Source organism: Pseudomonas sp. GW821-FHT09A09, from assembly GCF_059418405.1.
In genome coordinates this window covers 43,065-64,159 of the sequence record NZ_JBWKPU010000017.1, presented here as the reverse complement: position 1 = coordinate 64,159, position 21,095 = coordinate 43,065, and the positions used below count along the sequence as shown (strand labels likewise).

General features: G+C 58.6%; 24 protein-coding genes and 1 tRNA gene. 14 read left to right on the top strand and 11 right to left on the bottom strand.

Going from position 1 to position 21,095, the window contains the following annotated elements:
- The first annotated feature begins 56 nt into the window (after positions 1–56).
- The 11 genes from pth to hrpT all read left to right on the top strand — a co-directional run bounded on the left by pth (position 57) and on the right by hrpT (position 8,659).
- Positions 57–641 (top strand): aminoacyl-tRNA hydrolase, encoded by a 585-nt coding sequence (pth, locus tag AC07OV_RS16820; RefSeq protein WP_003171596.1) that lies wholly within the window; start codon positions 57–59, stop codon positions 639–641.
- Positions 642–662: 21 nt separating this feature from the next.
- Entirely contained in the window at positions 663–1,763 is a 1,101-nt protein-coding gene (gene ychF, locus AC07OV_RS16815) for a redox-regulated ATPase YchF (RefSeq protein ID WP_176995198.1), read from the top strand.
- A 318-nt stretch (positions 1,764–2,081) separates the two neighbouring features.
- Positions 2,082–3,005, top strand: a complete 924-nt coding sequence (locus tag AC07OV_RS16810) for a sigma 54-interacting transcriptional regulator (RefSeq protein WP_494996507.1) — start codon at positions 2,082–2,084, stop codon at positions 3,003–3,005.
- Between the two features lie 172 nt (positions 3,006–3,177).
- Entirely contained in the window at positions 3,178–3,369 is a 192-nt protein-coding gene (locus AC07OV_RS16805; RefSeq protein WP_176995200.1) for a hypothetical protein, read from the top strand.
- A 117-nt stretch (positions 3,370–3,486) separates the two neighbouring features.
- Positions 3,487–3,855: an EscI/YscI/HrpB family type III secretion system inner rod protein gene (locus AC07OV_RS16800; protein WP_495092615.1), complete on the top strand. Its 369-nt coding sequence runs from the start codon at positions 3,487–3,489 to the stop codon at positions 3,853–3,855.
- A 5-nt stretch (positions 3,856–3,860) separates the two neighbouring features.
- Positions 3,861–4,661 (top strand): type III secretion system inner membrane ring lipoprotein SctJ, encoded by an 801-nt coding sequence (gene sctJ / locus AC07OV_RS16795; RefSeq protein ID WP_495092614.1) that lies wholly within the window; start codon positions 3,861–3,863, stop codon positions 4,659–4,661.
- Positions 4,662–4,848: 187 nt separating this feature from the next.
- Positions 4,849–5,145: a hypothetical protein gene (locus AC07OV_RS16790; protein WP_495092613.1), complete on the top strand. Its 297-nt coding sequence runs from the start codon at positions 4,849–4,851 to the stop codon at positions 5,143–5,145.
- Positions 5,146–5,233: 88 nt separating this feature from the next.
- Complete coding sequence (gene sctL, locus AC07OV_RS16785; RefSeq protein WP_495092612.1) at positions 5,234–5,854, top strand: type III secretion system stator protein SctL; 621 nt, start codon at positions 5,234–5,236, stop codon at positions 5,852–5,854.
- A gap of 55 nt (positions 5,855–5,909) precedes the next feature.
- Positions 5,910–6,125, top strand: a complete 216-nt coding sequence (locus AC07OV_RS16780; RefSeq protein WP_176995204.1) for a hypothetical protein — start codon at positions 5,910–5,912, stop codon at positions 6,123–6,125.
- Between the two features lie 195 nt (positions 6,126–6,320).
- On the top strand, positions 6,321–8,459 hold the full coding sequence (gene sctC / locus AC07OV_RS16775; protein ID WP_494996503.1) for a type III secretion system outer membrane ring subunit SctC: 2,139 nt from the start codon (positions 6,321–6,323) through the stop codon (positions 8,457–8,459).
- Positions 8,456–8,659 carry an HrpT family type III secretion system protein gene (hrpT, locus tag AC07OV_RS16770; protein ID WP_176995206.1) on the top strand — a complete coding sequence of 68 codons (204 nt, stop codon included), beginning with the start codon at positions 8,456–8,458 and terminating at the stop codon, positions 8,657–8,659. The genes sctC and hrpT overlap by 4 nt, the downstream gene beginning before the upstream one ends.
- Positions 8,660–8,879: 220 nt before the next feature.
- On the opposite strand, the gene sctU is transcribed toward hrpT, so the two are convergent.
- From sctU to AC07OV_RS16715, 11 genes are read right to left on the bottom strand one after another with little or no spacing between them, the layout of a single operon-like run.
- Entirely contained in the window at positions 8,880–9,977 is a 1,098-nt protein-coding gene (gene sctU, locus AC07OV_RS16765; protein ID WP_176995207.1) for a type III secretion system export apparatus subunit SctU, read from the bottom strand.
- A complete protein-coding gene (gene sctT, locus AC07OV_RS16760; protein WP_495092611.1) occupies positions 9,974–10,762 on the bottom strand; it encodes a type III secretion system export apparatus subunit SctT in 789 nt (262 codons plus the stop codon). The genes sctU and sctT overlap by 4 nt, the downstream gene beginning before the upstream one ends.
- Before the next feature lie 10 nt (positions 10,763–10,772).
- Positions 10,773–11,036: a type III secretion system export apparatus subunit SctS gene (gene sctS, locus AC07OV_RS16755; protein WP_032886096.1), complete on the bottom strand. Its 264-nt coding sequence runs from the start codon at positions 11,034–11,036 to the stop codon at positions 10,773–10,775.
- A gap of 7 nt (positions 11,037–11,043) precedes the next feature.
- Positions 11,044–11,697 carry a type III secretion system export apparatus subunit SctR gene (gene sctR / locus AC07OV_RS16750; RefSeq protein WP_494996501.1) on the bottom strand — a complete coding sequence of 218 codons (654 nt, stop codon included), beginning with the start codon at positions 11,695–11,697 and terminating at the stop codon, positions 11,044–11,046.
- Entirely contained in the window at positions 11,694–12,707 is a 1,014-nt protein-coding gene (locus AC07OV_RS16745; RefSeq protein ID WP_495092610.1) for a FliM/FliN family flagellar motor switch protein, read from the bottom strand. Before AC07OV_RS16745 ends, sctR begins: the two co-directional genes overlap by 4 nt.
- Positions 12,704–13,162, bottom strand: a complete 459-nt coding sequence (locus AC07OV_RS16740; protein ID WP_495092609.1) for a type III secretion system HrpP C-terminal domain-containing protein — start codon at positions 13,160–13,162, stop codon at positions 12,704–12,706. Before AC07OV_RS16740 ends, AC07OV_RS16745 begins: the two co-directional genes overlap by 4 nt.
- A complete protein-coding gene (gene sctO, locus AC07OV_RS16735) occupies positions 13,159–13,587 on the bottom strand; it encodes a type III secretion system stalk subunit SctO (RefSeq protein ID WP_495092608.1) in 429 nt (142 codons plus the stop codon). The genes AC07OV_RS16740 and sctO overlap by 4 nt, the downstream gene beginning before the upstream one ends.
- Positions 13,574–14,932 (bottom strand): FliI/YscN family ATPase, encoded by a 1,359-nt coding sequence (locus AC07OV_RS16730; RefSeq protein WP_494996497.1) that lies wholly within the window; start codon positions 14,930–14,932, stop codon positions 13,574–13,576. The genes sctO and AC07OV_RS16730 overlap by 14 nt, the downstream gene beginning before the upstream one ends.
- Positions 14,929–15,828, bottom strand: coding sequence for an FHA domain-containing protein (locus tag AC07OV_RS16725; RefSeq protein WP_176995213.1), 900 nt, complete (start codon positions 15,826–15,828; stop codon positions 14,929–14,931). The genes AC07OV_RS16730 and AC07OV_RS16725 overlap by 4 nt, the downstream gene beginning before the upstream one ends.
- 37 nt (positions 15,829–15,865) lie before the next feature.
- A complete protein-coding gene (gene sctV, locus AC07OV_RS16720; RefSeq protein ID WP_494996496.1) occupies positions 15,866–17,959 on the bottom strand; it encodes a type III secretion system export apparatus subunit SctV in 2,094 nt (697 codons plus the stop codon).
- Positions 17,956–19,020, bottom strand: a complete 1,065-nt coding sequence (locus tag AC07OV_RS16715) for an HrpJ domain-containing protein (RefSeq protein ID WP_495092607.1) — start codon at positions 19,018–19,020, stop codon at positions 17,956–17,958. The genes sctV and AC07OV_RS16715 overlap by 4 nt, the downstream gene beginning before the upstream one ends.
- Positions 19,021–19,283: 263 nt before the next feature.
- Between AC07OV_RS16715 and AC07OV_RS16710 the strand changes: the two genes are divergently transcribed.
- The 3 genes from AC07OV_RS16710 (at position 19,284) to AC07OV_RS16700 (ending at position 21,065) form a co-directional block, all read left to right on the top strand.
- On the top strand, positions 19,284–19,835 hold the full coding sequence (locus tag AC07OV_RS16710) for an RNA polymerase sigma factor (RefSeq protein ID WP_176995216.1): 552 nt from the start codon (positions 19,284–19,286) through the stop codon (positions 19,833–19,835).
- Between the two features lie 196 nt (positions 19,836–20,031).
- Positions 20,032–20,108 (top strand) — tRNA-Met (locus tag AC07OV_RS16705).
- Between the two features lie 123 nt (positions 20,109–20,231).
- Positions 20,232–21,065, top strand: a complete 834-nt coding sequence (locus AC07OV_RS16700; RefSeq protein ID WP_495092606.1) for an EamA family transporter — start codon at positions 20,232–20,234, stop codon at positions 21,063–21,065.
- Positions 21,066–21,095: the final 30 nt, after the last annotated feature.

Genomic DNA, 21,095 nt, shown 5'->3' with positions numbered 1-21,095 from the left:
TCGCCGCACCAAGGTCAGGCGATGTTATCCACAACTCCAAAGGAAGGGCCCCTGTCGTGACTGCCATTAAACTGATCGTTGGCCTGGGAAATCCAGGCGCCGAATACGAACAGACCCGGCATAACGCGGGGGCCCTTTTTGTTGAGCGTATCGCCCACGCGCAAGGTGTGAACCTTGCGGCCGATCGCAAATATTTTGGCCTGACCGGACGCTTCTCGCATCAGGGTCAGGATGTTCGTCTGCTGATTCCCACCACCTACATGAACCGCAGCGGCCAGGCTGTCGCGGCGCTTGCGGGCTTCTTCCGGATAAAGCCTGAAGAAATCCTGGTGGCCCATGACGAACTCGACCTGCCACCCGGTGTTGCCAAGCTCAAGCTCGGCGGCGGCCATGGTGGGCACAACGGATTGCGCGACATCATCGCGCAGCTGGGTAATCAGAATAATTTCTACCGTCTGCGGCTTGGCATTGGCCACCCGGGCGTTGCCAGTATGGTTTCAAATTTCGTCCTGGGTCGTGCGCCACGCGCCGAACAGGAAAAACTCGATGCCAGCATCGACTTTGCCCTCGGCGTGCTGCCGGATATCTTCGCCGGTGAATGGAACCGCGCGATGAAAAACCTGCACAGCCAGAAGGCCTGACTCTTACCGAGGGGAAACACCATGGGATTCAATTGCGGCATCGTCGGCCTGCCCAACGTCGGCAAATCCACCCTGTTCAACGCCCTGACCAAGTCCGGTATTGCGGCGGAGAACTTCCCCTTCTGCACCATCGAACCCAACAGCGGTATCGTGCCGATGCCGGATCCACGCCTGGACGCCCTGGCGGCCATCGTCAATCCGAAGCGCATCCTGCCGACCACCATGGAATTCGTCGACATCGCAGGCCTGGTCGCCGGCGCGTCCAAAGGTGAAGGCCTGGGCAACAAGTTCCTGGCCAACATCCGTGAGACCGATGCCATCGCTCACGTGGTCCGCTGCTTTGAAGACGAGAACGTGATTCACGTCTCCAACAGCGTCGACCCAAAACGCGACATCGAGATCATCGACCTGGAACTGATCTTCGCCGACCTCGACAGCTGCGAAAAACAACTGCAGAAAGTCGCGCGTAACGCCAAGGGCGGCGACAAGGACGCAGTGGTCCAGAAAGGCCTGCTGGAGCAACTGATCGCGCATTTCACCGAAGGCAAGCCTGCGCGCAGCCTGATGAAGAACATGGGCGCCGACGAGAAGGCCGTGATCAAGGGCTTCCACCTGCTGACCACCAAGCCGGTGATGTACATCGCCAACGTGGCCGAAGACGGCTTCGAGAACAATCCGCTGCTCGACGTGGTCAAGGCCATTGCCGATGAAGAAGGCGCGATCGTGGTGCCGGTGTGCAACAAAATCGAAGCGGAAATCGCCGAGCTCGAAGACGGCGAAGAAAAGGACATGTTCCTCGAAGCCCTGGGCCTGGAAGAGCCTGGCCTGAACCGTGTGATCCGCGCCGGTTACGAAATGCTCAACCTGCAGACCTACTTCACCGCCGGTGTGGAAGAAGTCCGTGCATGGACCGTCAAGGTCGGCGCAACCGCGCCACAGGCTGCCGGCGTAATCCACACCGACTTCGAAAAAGGCTTTATCCGTGCCGAAGTGATCGCATATAACGACTTCATTCAGTACAAGGGTGAAGCCGGTGCCAAGGAAGCCGGTAAATGGCGCTTGGAAGGTAAGGACTACATCGTTAAAGATGGCGATGTAATGCACTTCCGCTTCAACGTATAAGTGCCTTCCGCGGTTTTCCGCAAACAATAAGCCGATGCATTGCATCGGCTTTTTTGTGGGCGCTCGCCCCGCAAATAACTTTTATCGCAGTCATTACGTCCAACACTTCAGATTAATCCTGTTTTCTTCCGCGCTTTTTACGCCCCTCTTACATATGCATCTCATCCCTCCGGGAATAACTCTTACTTTTCTTACAGAATACTGCTCATTCCTCTCTTACAACCTCAACGAGAAACTTGGTAAGTTACCTTTATCGGCTGATATTGACAGAGCATCAGGCCAACAATGAAGTGACAGCGACAGTGGAGCACCCGCACTATGTCGGCCTTGTTTCAAATAGACACGCCAGTAGATCCACTCTTTATTGAAGGATCTGAAATTGAAGAAACCATCAATACTACTGCCGCCCTTAATATTGACATCCTCTTGATGGGCGAGACCGGTACCGGCAAGGACACCTTGGCGCAACGAGTCCATCATTTGTCGGGACGGCGCGGTAGCTTCATTGCTGTGAATTGCGCAGCCATCCCGGAAAGCCTTGCGGAAAGCCAACTGTTCGGCGTCAACAGCGGCGCCTTTACCGGTGCGATGCAATCACGGGCCGGTTTTGTGGAAGCTGCTCATCTGGGGACACTGTACCTTGATGAAATCGACAGCATGCCGCTAACTCTGCAAGCCAAGCTATTGCGGGTGCTGGAATCCCGCGGCGTAGAGCGCCTGGGCTCAACCCGCTTTATCCCCGTCGATATGCGAGTCATTGCATCGGCCCAACACTCGTTGCACACGATGGTCGAACAAGGCACCTTCAGGCGCGATCTGTACTTTCGCCTGAATGTCGTCAACATCCAACTCCCGGCCTTGCGGGACCGGCGCGAACGCATCATTCCGTTATTCCTGGAAATGATCCGGCAAGAAGCTGCCCATTTCGGTTGTTCGGCCCCGCCGCCGCCTAGCGGACTGCTGCAGCAATTGCTAAGCCATCCCTGGCAGGGCAACGTTCGCGAACTGCGTTCGACAGCCAAACGCTTCGTCCTGGGCTTACCGCTACTCTCCACCTCCTTGAACGTCAGGCAGGAATCCGTGATGAGCCTGAAAGAACGCCTGCGGCAGCTGGAAAAGGCACTGATCGAAGAGTCGTTGCTACGCCACGATTACTGTGTCGATAGCGCCGCAGCGGAGCTAAGCGTGGCCAAGCGCACGCTTTACTACAGAATGAAACAGCTGGATATATCCCTGGCTTAATGCGCTTTCAAACATTTAGAAACATCTGCCACTGAAACATTTGGAACGCCTTGTTGCTAAACACCACACAACTGGAGCCAGGCTCAAGGCGTTATTGAAATGCCAAGGCATAAATATGGCTTGGCCGACGGCGAACGTGTATCCCCTTCAAACATTGCAGCTGGAGTTTATTATGTCCATTCAAGGTTTATCCCCCCTCAATACCAACAGCTTCCTGCCCGGCTCTGGAACAAAACCTGGCACAGGAAATAGCAGTGATGATCTGCTGGATAAAGCGGAGGCCATTGCTCGGGAGGGTTTCGAGCTGAGCCTGAAAGCTAAACAAATCACCAACAAATATGCGGCAGCTAAAGAAGTTCGCTAATACAACCGCCTCCCCGATTTATCCGTCGGGGATGGCTTTCTTGTTCGCTGAAATAGCAACTTTTTATATCAGCCGCCCCAGGCAGGCTGCGTCAAATATCGACATAGCAGGCTTTACATGAAGATAGAAAAACTTGACTTTTCAGTGCGACAAAACGGCCTTGAAGAAGCCGTTAACACACCAAGTCATTCAGCGTCCAATACAGACGTCGACTTTTTCACCGCATCGCTGAACCGCTCAGGAGCGACTACCACTCGGGTAGACAATCCTCCAGGACCTTCGCTGCTGACAGAGGCCGGACAACACGTCAAGGCCTTGGAAACCCGTCTTGCGCACGCACTCAAGTCAACCAACAAAGGCTCCGATCCAGACGATTTCAAGCAGTACCCACGTGAACTATCCAACGTCGTACTGACCTCCCAACTGCTGGTAAAAAGCCTGGGCAAAGCCACTCAATGCCTCGACAAAATCTGCAACTTGCAATAATGGCCATGAATAATTTCCTGCCTGTCGTGTTACTCCTGGCGGCTGCACTGATGTTGGGTGGCTGCAGCGATCGTGTCGAACTTCATCGCCAACTTTCCGAGCAAGAGGCCAATGAGGTCATCGCAGAGTTGGCCGACAAACACATTCGCGCGCAGAAAATCCCGGCCAAGGATGGCGTCACCGTCGCCGTCAATGCCGTCGACATCGGGCGCGCCGTACGCACGCTGGAAGCCGCCGGATTGCCTCGAGCGGCACGCACTACACTGGGTGACACGTTTCGCAAGGAGGGCGTCATTTCCACGCCGCTGGAAGAGCGCGCGCGCTACATCTATGCCCTGTCCCAAGAGCTTGAGGCCACCCTGTCCAATATTGACGGTGTGATCGTTGCGCGTGTGCACGTGGTGCTGCCGGAACGTATAGCACCGGGTGAACCGGTCCAACCCGCGTCCGCGTCGGTATTCATCAAACATGACCCGCGCCTGGACCCCGATAACATCCGTGCCCGCGTACGCAGGATGGTCGCGAGCAGTATCCCGGGCATGACCGCTGCGGTGGACAACCCGCAAAAGCTAAGCGTGATTTTCGTGACCGCCACTGCTTATCAGGAACAGCAACGCCTGACTTACTTCGGCCCGTTCCTGGTGCCCAACGATGACCTCCCGTTCTGGCGAACCAGCGTAACCCTTTTTCTGCTCAGCCTAGTGGCCGTCACCCTCGCGGCATCATTCCTGTTTGCACGACGCCAGCGTGCGCGGCAAGGGAGGCCTGTAGCTGGCGAATCAATCGGCCCTGCCCATGACGCCTAGCATCGATCAGTCGGCGAGCGAGCATTTGGCCTGGGCCCAATGGTGGGCGTTCCCCTGGAAGTACGCCCACGAAGACTGGCGAGATGACGCTCATCGTGCGATGGATGCGCTCCACTGTAGCGGGGGATGGGCCTCCTGCACGCTCCACGGTGTTGTCGCCTGCCTGCCTCCGGAGCCTCACACCACCGTGCTCCGCCTGGCCCTCGCCTCCACGGAACAACTCGATTTGGCGCTGACACTGGTTCACGACACCTTCAACCCGCAAGCCTCGTCAGCCTTGAGCGACAGTCATCAGCTGTGGTGCACACGACTTTCCAAGGCCCTGCCTCCTGCGCTGCCACTGCGCGATGCCGACCCGTTGCAATTGCTCTACAGCTGGGTAGCGACCTCCACCTGGCAACGCCTGCGATTGCGCTTTCCCCGTGGGCGCGTGCAAGAAGCAGAAAAAAAAAAATCTCCGTCGAGGGAGCAACCAGCCAACTGAACACACTCTGGCAAGCCGTCGTCTGGCGGGTGACGACAACGGCAACCGACGCCATCCCCCTCGGCTCGAACGTGTAAGGAGAACGCCGATGCTATGCCGACACTCCCTTGAATTGCCCAGCGGCGCCTCTGGTTTGCCACGCAACCTGATCCTCCGTGAAGAGCTTAAGGACTGGGACCAGGCCAACCATATTTTACGCCACGCCAGTGCCCAGGCCGGCGAGCTGATAAGCCAGGCCGAAAGAAAATGTGAAGCGCTGCAGCAAGAGGCCTCGCTGCAGATCTGGCAGCGCGCAGATACCCAACTCAAGCAGTGGGAACTCGACCGTCAGGCGATGTGTGACAGCCTCGAACACTATGCGACCCGCATCACCCAGCAAGCGATGCGCAGCCTGCTTGACGACATCGCGCCTCCTCAAAGGCTGGCAGCCTTGCTCAAGCAACTACTGGCCAGCCAAGTCCAGGAAATCAACGCGACGCTGCTGTGTCATCCCCATGACGTTGAAGAGATCAAACAGTGCCTCAGCCTTCGCAATGCCACGTATTGGAAGCTTCACACCGACGAAGCAGTCCGGCCTCAGACACTCGTTTTGCAAACCGACGAGGGCGACTTCCGAATCAGTTGGAACTCACTGCTCGAAGCGTTCTTCAACACCAGTAAAGAGTACTTGGATTACGACCTGAAAGTACGCGAGCCAGCGTTTTCATAACGTCTTGCAAGCGGAGCTATCGCGCATTCAAACCCATCGGCATGAAGGAAAAACCATGGATTTTTTTAATGATCTGTCTCGCCAGTTGTTAAGGAACAGCGACGTCGCCCATAAGGCCTACACAGCGAATATCGCTGAAGTTTCAGCCAATGGTTCAGACACAGAGTTCTTCGAACTGGCCATGAAAAAAGCCACGACGCAGATGGCCTACCTGGAACACAACCGGGTGAATCACTTGCTGCTCAAAAGTGCCTTTGAGAGTTTCCAGTAAAAACGAAAGTGCTGGTCGGTGAGTGGCTCAGAGCCTGCGCGGGTCGTGCGATCAGGCCACTCTCTTCGGTTGCCTCCAGGCGCTGCTCAACCAACGCGGCACCTGGCGCTCCACTGCCGCGCGCCCTGTTCGGCCGGCCCTGAACCTCAAACCTATCTCGCTTCGCTCGCCGTCTTACTAATAAGAGAACACCTCATGTTTAACCCCCCCTCCCAGCACACAGGCTTGCGCGTTGACTCAACGCGCTTATCGTCAAAACGAACGGGATGGCGGTGCCTGGTCGCACTGCCCTGCTTGCTGATGCCCGTAGTCAGTACCTACGCCGCCATTCCTTCCGAATGGAAAAATACCGCTTACGCCTACGAGGCCCAACATAAACCGCTGCGAGAAGTGCTCGAAGACTTTGCGCAGACCTTTGGCACGCAACTGCAAGTGGAGGGGCTACTGGAGGGCAACGTCAACGGAAAGATTCGCGCCAACACCCCACAGTCATTGCTTGATCGGCTGGGGGTCGAACATCGCTTCCAGTGGTATCTGTACAACAACACGCTCTATATCAGCTCTCTGGATCAACAGGAATCTGCACGTTTGGAGGTTTCTTCCGAAACCATCGCGGACCTCAAAAAAGCACTCACGGATATTGGCCTGCTCGACAGCCGCTTCGGCTGGGGCGAACTCCCCGAAGATGGCGTCGTCCTGGTCTCCGGCCCGAGGAGCTATATCGAACAGATCAGGCATTTCAGCAGCCAACGCCGCTCACCGGAAGAAAAGCAAAGCGTGCTCAGCTACCCGCTGAAGTTTGCCAACGCAACGGATCGCCAAGTGGAATATCGCGGTGAAAAGCATGCCATTCCCGGCGTTGCTAGCATTTTACGCGGGTTGTTGGAGCCCCGCTCCACCTCGGCCCTTTCGGGGCTTGGCCAACGGCCCCCTGCACAACCCTCCCCCCTTGCGCCAAACATTCCCCGACTGAACAACCCACTGCTCGGGCAAATGATTGGTGTAAACGGCAACCCTGCGCAAATGGAGACAGGCGGCACGCTCACCCCACGCGCACCAGCCCCCTCCAGCCGGATTCGCGTCGAAGCTGACGTGCGCAACAACGCGGTGCTGATCTACGATTTGCCGGAGCGCCAAGCCCTGTACCGCGAGTTGATCGCTCAGCTCGATGTCGCCAGCAAGCTGATAGAGATCGATGCCATTATCCTCGACATCGAGCGCACGCAATTACGCGAGTTCGGCGTGAACTGGGGTTTCCAGAACAGTCGTTTCCGTGGCCTCGGCACCAACCAGGCCCCCGGCACCAGCTCTCAGTTATCGATTGAAAATCGTGATCGCTTCTACGCGGATATACGCGCACTTGAAGCCAAGGGACTGGCAACCATGGTCTCCAACCCCTCGGTCCTCACCCTGGAAAACCAGCCGGCGGTCATCGACTTCAACCGCACTCAGTACCTGACGCCCGGCAGAGAAAACGCAACCATTCTGCCGGTCACCGTGGGGACCAGCTTCCAGGTCGTACCGCGTGTCATCACCAGTCGCGGTGGTCACCAGATCCACTTGGCGGTGGATATTGAAGATGGGAATTTCGACGAGACCAACCCCACGCCAGGCCAGCTGGATGTGCGCCGAGGCAAGGTCAGCACCCAGGCAGTAATAGCCGAAAAACGCTCGCTGGTGGTGGGTGGATTCCATGTCACCGAAAGCACCGACAAGCAGAACAAGGTGCCTCTGCTGGGGGACATTCCGCTGCTGGGCAAGGCGTTGTTTTCCTCGACCGAACGACAGAACAATCGACGTGAGCGCCTGTTTATCCTCACCCCGCGCGTCATCGGCGACCAGTCCGACCCCTCGCGCTATTTGCCCCAGGCCGACCAAGCCGATCTGCAAGCGGCGCTCACACCGCTCGCCAGGCGCTACAGCCCTCACCAGCCGGTGATCAATCGCAACGACGTTATCAGCACCCTGGCGCACCTGGTCAGCGGGCAAGTCCCCCAGGCCTTCAAAGCGGCACCGATGCCACTAGGGCTGCGGACATTATGCAACACGCGCGAATTGCTGGCGCTGAACGAAAATCGCAGCCAATGGTATGCCGGCCCCGAGTACAACGTGGCAGTCGTGGTGCTGCGTAACCAGTTCAACCGCAATGTGCGTATAGACGAAAAAGAATGCAGCAACTCGCAGACACTGGCAGTCAGCGCGTGGCCGCGTGCCTGGCTCAAGCCCGGTGAGGAAGCCGAAGTCTTTATCGCGATGCGCCCGGTGGTAAAGGACGAACACCTCAGCGTACCCCGCCCTTCCTTGATCACTCCAGCTCAGAAGGCCAAGCCATGAATCGCCGCTTGTTGTGCATCACACTGATCAGTGCAGCGTTGTTCGTCACAGGTTGTACCCCCACGTGCAAGGGCGACTCCTGCTCACGCCCACAATCGACCAAGGACCAAATGGTGATCTGGTGGCCGCCACAGATGCGCGTCGAACCCGGCCCCAGTGGTGAGCGGGCGGACTACCAGACCATCTCGCTGGAGCGCTGAGCGCTCGCCAATGCCCGATGATCAACGCCAGGTAATCTTGAAAAATCGGGTGAGCGGCGCGGCCGCTCACCTGTCACTCGCTCCCGCTATCACGGTGTGTGCACCTCACGCCTCTCGCGCAGCCTTGCAAACCGGGTAATCACAACGCGTGTTGGAGCAGCGTTTCGCCCCTTGGCATTCGATGGCTGTTTTGCCTATCTGGATGCCCATGGCGCCCAGGTCAGCGCTGATCAAGCTCGGGGATTTCCAGCGTCTCACGCTTGGCCTCATCGTCCAGCTCACGCAAGGTGCGATAGATCAGCGCCACCGCCTGCAAGGTTTCGCGGGGAATGCTCGCACCCAACTCTTTTGTATAGATCGTGCGCGCCAGCCATATACACTGGATCACTGGTACCTCAGCGGCCTTGGCACGATCGATCAGCCTGCGAGCCTCGTCGTCCGTGCCCTTGCTCACCAGCAGCGGCAGCGGTGTTTTACCAGGGCGGTAATACAAGGCGACCGCATAGTGCGTCGGGTTGACCACCAGCATGTCCGCCTCCTCCAGCTTGGGCAGCTTTACCTTCGGTTCTTCCTGGGCCAATTGCTGCGCCAATGCGCGGCGCTGGCCCTTCACATGCGGGTCGCCCTCCATATCCTTGTACTCTTTGACGACCTCAACCTGGGTCATGCGCATGCGCTTGGCAAAAAAATGCCTCACCATCATCAGGTCGATAAGCGCCAGTATCAACAACAGGCCGAGGCAGGCATGCAGCAAGTGCCGAAACAGCACGATCAACGCCAGGATGTAACTTTGCAGGTCACTGTTGGCCAAGTTGATCAACGCCCCCAAAGAGGGCCAGACCACCAAATACACAGTCATCCCTATCAGAAACGCCTTGGCGATACTCATCAACAGGTTCATCAGCGATTGAGCAGAAAACATCTGCTTGATCTGGCTGACCGGGTTCAGGCGATTGAAGTCGGGCTTGAGGCTCTCTGGCGCAAACAATAATCCGAACTGCATCCAGCTGCTGATGAGCTTCACAGCAATCGCCACCCCTGCCATCAACACAGAGAATGAGAAAAACACAATCAGGCTTTCAACCAGCACCTCCTCCAGAGCCCGTGCAAACGGCTGATTCAGGTCCGAGATCGGCAATATCATCAACTGCTGGAACCGTTGCAGGCTGCTCTCGGCCGTGAACAGTGCGATTTCACTGATCGACGTCAGCACCAGTAACTTACCTACGTCCTGACTTTGGGCGACTTGGCCTTTCTTGCGTTGATCACGCAGCTTCTTGGCTGACGCCGGGTGCTTCTTTTCCCCTGAATCACTCACGGCAGTGACGCCTTGAAGAGCAGCCCCAGCGAATGCCTGAGGTCGCCCAGTTGGCTCATGCGCCCGACGATGAGGTCCTGCAACAACGCAAAGTACACCAGTAAAATGCCGATACCCGCCAGGCACTTGACGGGGGGCGCCAGCGTACTCACCTGTAGCTGCTGGCTGTAAACCCCCAGCAGCGCGATACCGAACTCCAGCAACAGCAGCACCGCGATAAAAGGCGCGGCGTAGAGCATCATGTGGGTGAAGGTGTCGCCCAGCAATCCGACGAATACGCCCATGCCATTCGGTGCCGGCAGCGGAAACCATACGGTGGGCGGCCAGATCAGGTAGCTGTCCCAGATCACCTGAGTCAACGTCCCCAGTCCTAGCGTGACGATCAGAAGGAAAATCGCCAACTGCTTGAACAAGTGCCCGATCGGCGTCGCATCCGGGCCCAGTGAAGGATTAAGCTGCCCCCCCGCCAAGGCTCCACGCTGGTTATCGAGCAGCGCTCCCACCGATTCGAACATCCAGAACGGCATCGACAGCAGCACGCCCAACAGGAGGCCCAGGGCCACTTCCTTGAGCACCAATGCACCAAGCATCAAAGCGGAGTATTCCTCGACCGCCAATACGGCATGAATACCCGGCGCAGGCATCAATGCCATGACCATCACAATGGTGTGCCGTAGCATGCCGCGGATATGTTGAAAGCAGAACGCTGCCACCAAAATGGCACAGGGGTAGATGCGCGACATGCCGATCATCAGGCTGGGCAGGTACTCAAGATAAAGCAGCACAGGCAACGCCTCAGTTCAGGGCCGAGCGGCCAATCATGTCGAAGGTCAGGTTGATCAACTGGATCAACTCGACCCCAATCCAGCGGCCGGTCAGGATCAGCGTGATACCCACGGCAACCAACTTGATACCAAAGGGCAGTGTCTGATCCTGTATTTGCATCAACGCCTGTACCAGGGACGTCAGCACACCCACCACCACCGCCACAATCAGCGGCGGCGCCGACAGGACGACCACCAACAGCATGCCCTGCTTGAACAACACGATCGGTTCCATAGGGCACTCAGAGGTAGGAAAGGAACAGGCTGTCGAGCAAGCGCGACCACCCCGACACCAGCACGAACAACAGCAACTTGAGCGGCAGTGAAATGGTCATCGGCGAGACCATTTGCATGCCCAGCGCCAGCAGCAGATTGGAGACAATCAGATCAATTACGATGAAGGGAATGTAGATCAGAAAACCGATCTCAAATCCCGCTTGCAATTGTGACAACACAAACGCCGGCACCAGCAGGATCAAGTCCTCGCGCCGCACGTCCTGCGCCATTTGCGCAGGCCAAAGACGTGCGGTGTTGTCCAGCAAGTGCGTCAACGTGTCCGGGTCCACATTGCGCAACATGAAGGCACGCAGCGGTTTGATGGCCTCGCTTCCCGTCTGCAAAAACGTTTGCACATTGCTCATGTCCAGGGGCGAGACCTTGATGCTTTCGGCAATCTCGTAGCCCACTGGAGCCATGATAAAGAGAGTTGCCGCAAGCGCGATGCCGTTGATGGCCATGCTCGGCGGCACCTGCTGCACACCGATGGCGTTGCGGGTAATCATCAGCACAATGACAATTTTCAAGAACGATGTGCAGACGATCAACAACAGGGGCATCAACGAAAGCGCCCCCAGAAACACCGCAAGAATGAGGGGATCCAGCCCCTGGATATTCATCGACCGAACATCACACGGGACAACTGCAACCCCAGGCGTCCATCAACTTCCACCAGTTGCCCCTGAGCAATCGAGCGGTCGCCATAATAGAGACCTGCCATGCCCGGGGCGTAGCCGGCAATACCCAGCACCGCACCGGGCGCAAGGTTGCGCAGCTCACCCAAGGTGAGGTTGAGCGTTCCGCAGCGTACCGTCAGAGCCATGCTCAACTCATCGAAAGGCTCGTCACCGAATACATCCACCACCGGTTCATCCTTCTCATGCCCCGAGTAATGGGGAGCAGTAAAATTGTCGTCCACGGACGTCTCCTCGATAGCAGTAAGGGTCATGCACACCGCGCCATTGGCATCGTCAATACACCCTCGCAAGCACCGTCTGCCGGTGCGTACATAGCCCGTCCCGCAGGCCTGAAAAAAGCGCTGCTCAACCAACAACACATCACCGGTGCGTAGCGCTTGTGCCTGCCTTACCGGCAATTGCAAACGCCCGAGCGTCACGGCAATCGCCAACTGAAACGACGCCGTCATCGGCTCTGCAGTCGGGCGCCACGGGCCGGACGCGTGTAACGCCAGGAAGCTTTCGGCAGCAAGCCACAGGTAGCCCACGACGCGAGATGCCCCCAGGCTCACAGTGATCTGGCAGCCGAACCCGACCGGGCGATCCACCTCCAGCAGTCGCACGGTGCCCAGCAGCGTTCGTACCTGCGGGCTCAGGTGGTGCTGGAATAACGCCCAAAACCAGGCATTGGAATCGTTACCCGCCTGGGCCAACGTGACCGGGCATTCGCCCAGCAAGCTGAGCAGCGGTCCGGCCTGCGCAAGCGCGAGCACACCACACTGGGTTTCAAGGCAGACGACGTCGCCTCCGGTGGGCGGCCGCCCGGGTTCCAGGCGCAGCTCACCATCTTGCCCAGCCACTTGAAAGGGCATGCACAAGCCACGGCCCAATCGACGGCGAGCAGCAACGATGTCGCTCTTAATCCAAGGCAACACCAGCGACGGCACTATCATGTCAACCTTATGCAAGGTAAATGCAGGCTGACCGGCAGCCCCAGCGCCGCTGCCAAGCGGCCTTCACATCGTTGCCGTACACCACTGAGCCAGCGTGCCGTTGCGTCTTGCTCAGGTTCCAGCTCAATGGCCCAGGCGCCTTGTTCACGACGCACGCTGGCGTTGATCCGCCCAAGCCTGGGCAGGTACAACACCGCCTGAAGCGGCCACTGCGCCCCCATTTGCATACGAGGGAGCAATAGGTCTGTGAGGGCGCCAATCAAGGTGGCATCGGCAATCGGTTTCGCCTTCAGCAGAGAGGGTCCCCTCCCTGCGCCATCGTCCAGGCCCGCAAACAGCTGGGCGAATAATCGCCCTTGCTCCCAAGGCACAACACCGGCGCCGATGGGCTCACGGTCCTCGCGTATTTCACGTAGCCGTGGGTACTCAGTGGGCTTATTGGAAATCTGTTTCACGTTGGCTCCTGCGCCAGTAAAAGGGACAGCTCCTGGAGTTTTTCAACCTGCCGCAGGCACTCGGTGACCTGTTTTTGGGCGCTGCCAACGCGGGTTGCCTTTTCTTCCTGCTGGCTTTGCAACGCTTCCAGCCGGGCTTTGTCTCGACGGGTATTGGCCGATAAAACGCGCTCCTGCGCGCCCCAGGTTTTCAGGGCTTGTAAGGTCATCACCTGGCCCTGGTATTGGCTGAGCAGCTGAGCACTTTCCCGAGCCTCGTCCTGCCGGCTTTCTTCAAGCGTGCCGCTGGCCTGCTCTATATGGGCAAGCAGCGTTTGCTGGGCTCGCTTCGCCTCACGCAGACTACGTTCGGCCCGGTCTGCCCGGTGCCTGCGCAGACGTCGCAGTGTCTCCACATCGCCTGGCAGCACGTCAGAATGGGACATGTGCGGTCAGCTCCTGAATGTGCTCCAGCGTCATCGCCATGGGCGTGGGCTCACGCAAGTCCTGGCGCAGAAAAGCATCGACCGCCTGGCGGCTGTCCACCGCCAGGTCGGTCAGGGCATCAGTGCCAGGCTGGTATTCCCCCAGCTTGAGCATCAACTCGATCTGCTGGTAAGCCGACAACAAGCGTCGCAATGCGGTGCCGGCGCGAATGTCCGCCGGTGAGACAACGTTACTCAAGATTCGCGACAAGCTCGCCAGCACGTCCACTGCCGGATAGTGCCCGCGCTCGGCCAACTTGCGAGACAACACGATATGACCATCCAGCAGTGAGCGAACCTCATCAGCGACCGGATCGTTCATGGAGTCCTGTTCGATCAGTACCGTGTAGATCGCCGTGATCACCCCCTCATGGGTCAACCCGGCGCGCTCCACTAAACGGGGTAACAGGCTGTAGACCGACGGCGGAAGACCACCGCGGCCCAACGGTTCACCCGCCGCCAGACCGATTTCACGCTGCGCCCTGGCGAAACGGGTCAGTGAGTCGATCAGCAGCAACACCCGCAGCCCCTTGCGTCGAAAACCTTCGGCCAGGGCCGTAGCGGTGAATGCCGCACGCGCACGCTCCATGCTTGAGCGATCGGAGGTAGCGCACACCAATACCGCTTTGGCACGCAGTTGCTCATCCAACTCATGGTCCAGAAACTCACGCAACTCACGGCCCCGTTCACCGATCAGGCCGAACACGATCACATCGCACTCAACGTTACGGGCGATTTCGGCCAGCAAGGTGGTCTTCCCGCAACCCGCCCCGGCAAACAGCCCGACACGCTGGCCTTCACCCAACGTCAACAAGCCATCGATCGAACGGACTCCGGTGGCCAGCGCGCGGTGGATCCTCGGACGTTCAGTGGGCAACGGAGCTTCACACAGCACTGCACTCGTATCCGGCAAGTCCGTCTCGACAAAGGCACTGGCGCCCTCCCCCGTGATGGGCCGGCCGAAACCGTCCAACACCTGGCCCAGCAACGCGTCGCTGACCTTTACCCGATGCGCCACACCCAGGCGTTCAACGCTGGCCCCCACCCGCACGCCTTCCAGGTTACCCAGGGCACTGAGCACCGCATCCTGCTGATCGAAGCCAATGATCTCGGCGAGCATGCAATCACCCGGGGTTTTCTCGACCTGGCACAAGTCTCCAATACGCGCCAGGGGCAGACGGCACTGCAGTAGCATGCCATTGACGCGCTGGATGCGACCGCGCATCGTCACCGGCGCAAAAGCCGCCAGTGACTGAGCCTGGCGTTGCTGCCAGGCCTCTAGACGCGCTTGCAGTTCCAGGCTCACCAGCGCACCTCATACCGCTGAGCACCGTCAAATATCACTTTGCTGTTATCGATCGACACCAGGCGCAGTCCTTCCACCTCATCGCCCACGAACAACCGGGTCCCCTCTTCCAGAACCACATGGCCATTCGGCCCGCCGACGATCTGAACGATCTTGAAGGGCAACGCGCTGTCGCGCGCACGTACACGACTGAGTACCGGTACAGCGCTTTCGAACTGTTCTCCAAAACGGCTGAGCATCCGTGCCACCAGGTCCACATCGTCTTGGGAGACATCCCCACTGAGCGTCACCTGGCCATTGATGACTTGCAGGGAAACGCGCTGGCCCAGCTCACGCTCGCCCAGCATCTTCAACAACTGCTCGCGCACTTCAAACGGCGAGGCCAGTTCACGTTTCTGGACGGCCTGCGGCATCAGGGAAGCCTGGGCCTCGGGCTCCCCTGTAGAGGCCATGCCCACCAGAATGAAGATCACCGTTATCACCAGCACCACAGTAATCAGGCGCTTTTGTTGTGGAGGGGAAATGGACGATAAATTGAGGGTTGGCGTCGGCTCAGTGGCAGGAGCTGACGCCACGGGAGCCTGGGTAGGTGCCGGCGGCCAAGGCTCATCAGCCAAGGTGACACAGAGCCGTACACACCCCACGCAAAACACAGCGTTCGGTGCCAGGCTAGCAATCTGCGCCAAAACCTGCCCATCGGCGCCTTGCAACAGCCCCGCTTCAGCCTGTACCGACCAGTTCGCTCCGACCAGCAGCAGCCGAGCATGCTGCTGGGCAACACCAGGATCATTGAGCATTAGGTCGGCATCGGCATGGGCACCGATGCTCCACTGCTCACCGAACAGCGGCAGTGCAGCCCCTTGACACAAACCGTCCAAAACACGCAGTTCAAACATCACCGGCGCCTCGATCGATTAGTAAATACCCACCGGCTCATGCCTGTGCCCCACGCATCAAATCAACCTGAGCAAGGTCAAAACGCCCCAGTACTTTTACCTTGGAGCTGCTTCCCAGCTCCGCGAACGACAGCACCGGCACGTAGTTGAATTCTTCGAGCAGCAATGTCCGCAGCGGGCTGCGCAAGTCCTGGGCGACCAGCATCACACTTTTGAGTTTGGGCCGAACGGTAAAAGCCTGGTTGAGCAGGTTGATCAGGGCTGAGCTGTGCTCGTCGTCGAGCGCAAAGAAGACACCGGTCTGGGTCTGGCGCAGCGCGTCACGCAACGTGCTTTCGGTTTGAGGCGAGAGCAACCAGGCATGCAGGCCATCCGCTTCACTGTACTGATGCATGATCTGCGCTTTGAGGGCGATACGCGCGTAATCAGCCAGTGCCTCGGGTTCGCGCTCATGCTGGCCAAACTCGATCAGCGACTCCACGATCAGGCGCACGGCACGCAGTGGAACGCCTTCACTCGCCAGGCGTTGCAACACCGCCGAGAACCTCGAGAGAGGCATGATGCGCTGCAGCTCCTGAACGAGTTCCGGCTGGTTATGCTCCAGCCAACTGAGGATCGATTTGCTTTCCTGGATACCCAGGAACTGCGGCCCACTGAGCATCATGGCCTGCTTCATGCGTTGGAGTATCAGGTCCGTTGCAGTGAAGCGCTCCAACTGCGGGTCATCGAGCAGTGGATCATCCGGCGCCAGCCAGAGCCAGCCCTGCTCGTCACGTTCCGCCAGCCCAGGCACGCCGTGTTCGGGTACGACGGTGAACGCGTTACGGTCCACGGCCACCCGAGAAACGACCGAGGCTTTCACCATCGGCACCTCATGGACGCAAAAACGCATTTCATCATCCGCCAGCGCAGCGTCGAGCTCGACCTCGAACGGGGGTAGCGTCAGACCAATGTTGGCCACTAGCGCGTTACGGGACTGGCGGATCCCGTGAATCAGGTCAGTCACCTCGGGGGTGCCTCGCAACACCGGCGAAAACTGCAACAGATAAGGCCGCGACGGATCGAACCCGCGCAAATCTTCGCTACCGTTCTCCTCGGGACGAACCGCCTCGGAAGCCTCGTTTGCCGGGCGCTCCTGGCGCTGACGTTGGCGCACCAGGTAATACCCCAGCGTACCGGTGATCAGCGAGATAAAGATAAACACCCCGGTCGGCATGCCGGGCACGACGGCAAACGCGAGCATGCCCACTGAGGCGATGATCCAGCTCTTGGGCTCACTGGTCATTTGCCGGGCGATTTCGGCGCCCATGTTGGTAATGCCCTTGCGCCCATCCGGCGCCACGCGGGTAATGATCATGCCCGCAGTCAGGGAAATCAGCAGCGCCGGAATCTGGGCAATCAAGCCATCGCCGATGGTCAGTACCGAGTACAAGGCCATAGACTCGCCAGCGCTCAGGCCGTGCTGGAACATGCCCGTGGAGAAGCCGCCCAGCAGGTTGACCACCACAATGATCAAGCCGGCGATGGCATCCCCTTTGACGAATTTCATGGCCCCGTCCATAGCCCCGAACAACTGGCTTTCCCGAGACAATTGCTCACGCTTGTCCCGCGCCTGAATGCCGTCGATCAGGCCGGCACGCAAGTCGCTGTCGATGGACATCTGCTTGCCGGGCATCGCATCGAGGCTGAAACGCGCCGCGACTTCCGCGACCCGCTCCGAGCCCTTGGTAATCACCAGAAAGTTGACCAGGGTGAGGATCAGAAAGATCACCATCCCTACCGCCAGATTGCCACCCACCACGAAATTGCCAAATGCTTCGACGATATCACCCGCGTCTTGCTCCAGCAGGATCAGGCGCGTGGTCGCAATCGAAAGCGCCAGGCGAAACATGGTGGTCAACAGCAGAATCGACGGAAACGACGAGAAAGCCAGCGGCCCGGGCAGGTACAAAGCCAGCACGATCAACAGGCAGGAGATGCAGATGTTGAGCGCGATCAGGATATCCACCAGCCAGGTGGGCAACGGTACGATAAAAATGAAAACGATCGCCATGACCACCACGGCGCCCAAGACTTCGGCGCGCTGTGCCACTTTGAGCAGCACTGCATTGATGGTCGACAGCACGGTCACGCCAGCGCCCCTGCGCCGAAACGCGGGTTCTCCAAGCGCTCGCTCTGGGTCAGTTGGTCCATGACCATCAGCAGGAGTTTCACGCTGTCCTTACGCACGCCCTCATCTGGCCAAACAGCCAGGGGCAACTGTCGGAAAGCAGGGTAAAGACTATTGAGGACCATCAGCCTCTGCGAAGGTTGCTCGCATCGAAGCTCACTCAGCAGGTCCGGGATTTCGTTCCCACCGAGGCCGGTGCTGGTACAGGCCAACAAGCGCTTGAGCAGAGTGACGGGGTCAAACTCGTCATTCAAACGCTGGACCAGGGCCTGGCAACTGGAAAATACGCCGCCCAATTGACTGCAACTTCCCAATCCCTTCAACAGCGAGCGCAACGCCGCCGGGGAAATCGAAGAGGCGCGGGCGGCCATGTCGTCGGCCAATGCCCCGCGCATCACATTCAAGCCGTTCAGGAACCGCTCGCCACCATATGCGTCCAGCAGCGCATGCAACATCACGGTCAGGGATTGGCGATTGACCACGCTGTTGTAATACAACTCGCGCATCGCCTGACGCTCCTTCGGGTCATCGGTGGCAGCCAGCAACGCCACAGCAATGTTGAGGCCCGCCTGGATTTCGCCTTTGAAGCCTTTCTCCAGATCGGCGAGGATCGTCCGCGCCATTTTGGTCTCGGCGGTGTGCACCTGCGCATCCGCCTGTTCGATCACATGCTTGAGCACCACGAATGCACGCGCCGGATCCCCGTCGGTGAGGTCGATCAATTTGCCGACGCTCAATTGCTGCTTCAGCAATTCTGCCCAAATGCGTCGGGAAACAGAGGCCAGTGACGCGTTGGCCGGGTGCCCCAGCTGGTCATACAGCTGGGCAATATGCTGGACAGCCGGAATTTGCACGCCGTTCGACCGCCTGCTCAACTCCCGCGCGGTATCCGCCAACGCCTGGCCAAAGATCGGAATCGACTCATTGCCTCCCGCAGGGGCAGACGGCGCGTGAGCATCTCGAAGACCCGGCTGATCCAGGTGCTGGATCGGTTGCACATCGTTGGAAGATTCGATTTTCATCGGCAGACCCGAACAGGAAGAGTGTGTCCCTGTGTGGCAAGCCACTGTGACCTGGTTCCATCAAAACTTGAGGACCCACCACAGTTGAAAAAACTTGCATGAGCCGTACGCGCCGATTGCAACGCCTTGCACAAATACGCGTCAATTCAAGATATATATGCATGTAAATCAATAGGTTATTCATTAATTCCGCTTGGCATAGCCAGTGCAAAAGGGGTTCCCGACGAAACCATTTCGTCAGCGTTCACCCAGAGGAATAAATCGTGAATATCCCTATTGAAGATTTAGCCCACCTTGTTGGCAGCTCGCCTCAATTCATGCTCCACCTGACAGACGACCAACAAAAAAAGCTGCGCCGCTTCATTCACAAACGCGTACTCAACCCGGAAGATGCGGACGATCTTCTGCAACTGACCTACCTGGAAGCCTGGCGCAACCGCGAGCGCTTCTGCGGTAATGCCACCCTCAGCACCTGGATGTGCGGTATTGCGCAAAACTTGATCCGCAACCACTTCCGGCGCATGTACGCCAAACCCGTGCATTGCGAATTCGACGAAGCGTTGTGGCACGGCCAGGAGGACAGCCGGAATCTGGACTGGGAATTCGAGGTCAACCGACGCCTGGAAAAAACCCTGAGCGCCATCGACCATCTGCCGGCAGAGATGCGCAGGACGTTGTACGCCTCGCTGGAAACCGACGGCAGCTATCAGGACACTGCGGACGTACTGGACATTCCGATCGGCACCGTGCGCTCACGCCTGTCGCGGGCACGTGAACAACTTAAGCGCGCCACCCACAACACCATGAACCGATAAGCCGGACAACGCGCTGGGCGGCAGGGATATCTGCCCAAGCGCGTCACGCTATCGCAAACGTGCATAAAACCAATGCGAGAGCAGCGCCGCTCGTCGCTGTTTCGCCCGATTTTGCTTAAACAGTTGAAAGCGTAGATAAAAATTCAAAATAAACGCTTGACGCATTGTCGTTCTACGCGAATAATGCGCGCCACTTGGCTACATAGCTCAGTTGGTTAGAGCATAGCATTCATAATGCTGGGGTCCGGGGTTCAAGTCCCTGTGTAGCCACCAAGTACTAAAAACGGCTTACCGAAAGGTAAGCCGTTTTTTTATGCCTGGAGAAAAGTGCTGGGGCATACTCGCAGCGGTCCACTCCCCACGACGCTGACTTGAGTCCCACAGGAAACCCGATTCATGAGCCTTGATGTGTTCGCCGTCATCATGCTGGGCGCCTTACTTCACGCCACCTGGAACGCCGTGGTCAAGGGCGGCGGCGACAAGCTTCTGACCACCTGCATGATCACCTCCATCGCATCGCTGATCGCTCTGACGGCCATTCCGTTTCTGCCACTGCCGGCACGAGAAAGCTGGCCCTTCATTGGCGCCTCGGTGATCCTGCAGGTCGCGTACTTCGTCCTCGTCGCTGCGACCTACCGCGTTGCCGACATGAGCCAGACCTACCCGATCATGCGAGGCACCGCGCCCTTGCTGGTGGCCATCATCAGTGTATTCCTGCTGGCGGAATCACTGTCAGTGCCGGCTTGGGTCGGCATCGCGATCATTTCCTCCGGCATCTTGAGCATGGCCGTCGCCCCTTCGGCCGGGCATGGCAAAGGGTTGATGCTGGCGCTGGTCAACGCCGGTGTAATTGCCGGCTACACCCTCATCGACGGCTTGGGCGTGCGCAAGTCCGGAGCGCCGGCGGCGTACACACTGTGGATCTTCCTGCTGACCGGCATCCCCCTCGCTGCCTGGGCCCTGGCCGCCAGGCGAACGGCGTTCTGCGAATATTGCGTGCGCCACTGGCGCCAAGGCGTGGTCGGCGGCCTGGGCACCGTGGCGTCCTATGGCCTGGCACTCTGGGCGATGACAGCGGCCCCCATCGCCACCGTCTCAGCCCTTCGGGAAACATCCATCCTGTTTGGCGTAGTGATCTCGGCCCTGGTGCTCAAGGAACACCTGACGCGGGTGCGCGTGATCGCGGCCTGCATCATCGCCGCCGGGGCGATGGTGTTGCGACTGGGCTGAGCCTGCGCACCTGCGCCCGAAAAAAGACCC

Bases quoted from the DNA above. Each gene is read 5' to 3' on its own strand.
- ychF (WP_176995198.1), top strand. From the start codon at position 663: ATGGGATTCAATTGCGGCATCGTCGGCCTGCCCAACGTCGGCAAATCC.
- AC07OV_RS16810 (WP_494996507.1), top strand. From the start codon at position 2,082: ATGTCGGCCTTGTTTCAAATAGACACGCCAGTAGATCCACTCTTTATT.
- AC07OV_RS16805 (WP_176995200.1), top strand. From the start codon at position 3,178: ATGTCCATTCAAGGTTTATCCCCCCTCAATACCAACAGCTTCCTGCCC.
- AC07OV_RS16800 (WP_495092615.1), top strand. From the start codon at position 3,487: ATGAAGATAGAAAAACTTGACTTTTCAGTGCGACAAAACGGCCTTGAA.
- sctJ (WP_495092614.1), top strand. From the start codon at position 3,861: ATGAATAATTTCCTGCCTGTCGTGTTACTCCTGGCGGCTGCACTGATG.
- sctL (WP_495092612.1), top strand. From the start codon at position 5,234: ATGCTATGCCGACACTCCCTTGAATTGCCCAGCGGCGCCTCTGGTTTG.
- AC07OV_RS16780 (WP_176995204.1), top strand. From the start codon at position 5,910: ATGGATTTTTTTAATGATCTGTCTCGCCAGTTGTTAAGGAACAGCGAC.
- sctC (WP_494996503.1), top strand. From the start codon at position 6,321: ATGTTTAACCCCCCCTCCCAGCACACAGGCTTGCGCGTTGACTCAACG.
- hrpT (WP_176995206.1), top strand. From the start codon at position 8,456: ATGAATCGCCGCTTGTTGTGCATCACACTGATCAGTGCAGCGTTGTTC.
- sctS (WP_032886096.1), bottom strand. From the start codon at position 11,036: ATGGAACCGATCGTGTTGTTCAAGCAGGGCATGCTGTTGGTGGTCGTC.
- sctR (WP_494996501.1), bottom strand. From the start codon at position 11,697: ATGAATATCCAGGGGCTGGATCCCCTCATTCTTGCGGTGTTTCTGGGG.
- AC07OV_RS16745 (WP_495092610.1), bottom strand. From the start codon at position 12,707: ATGATAGTGCCGTCGCTGGTGTTGCCTTGGATTAAGAGCGACATCGTT.
- sctO (WP_495092608.1), bottom strand. From the start codon at position 13,587: ATGTCCCATTCTGACGTGCTGCCAGGCGATGTGGAGACACTGCGACGT.
- AC07OV_RS16725 (WP_176995213.1), bottom strand. From the start codon at position 15,828: ATGTTTGAACTGCGTGTTTTGGACGGTTTGTGTCAAGGGGCTGCACTG.
- AC07OV_RS16715 (WP_495092607.1), bottom strand. From the start codon at position 19,020: ATGAAAATCGAATCTTCCAACGATGTGCAACCGATCCAGCACCTGGAT.
- AC07OV_RS16700 (WP_495092606.1), top strand. From the start codon at position 20,232: ATGAGCCTTGATGTGTTCGCCGTCATCATGCTGGGCGCCTTACTTCAC.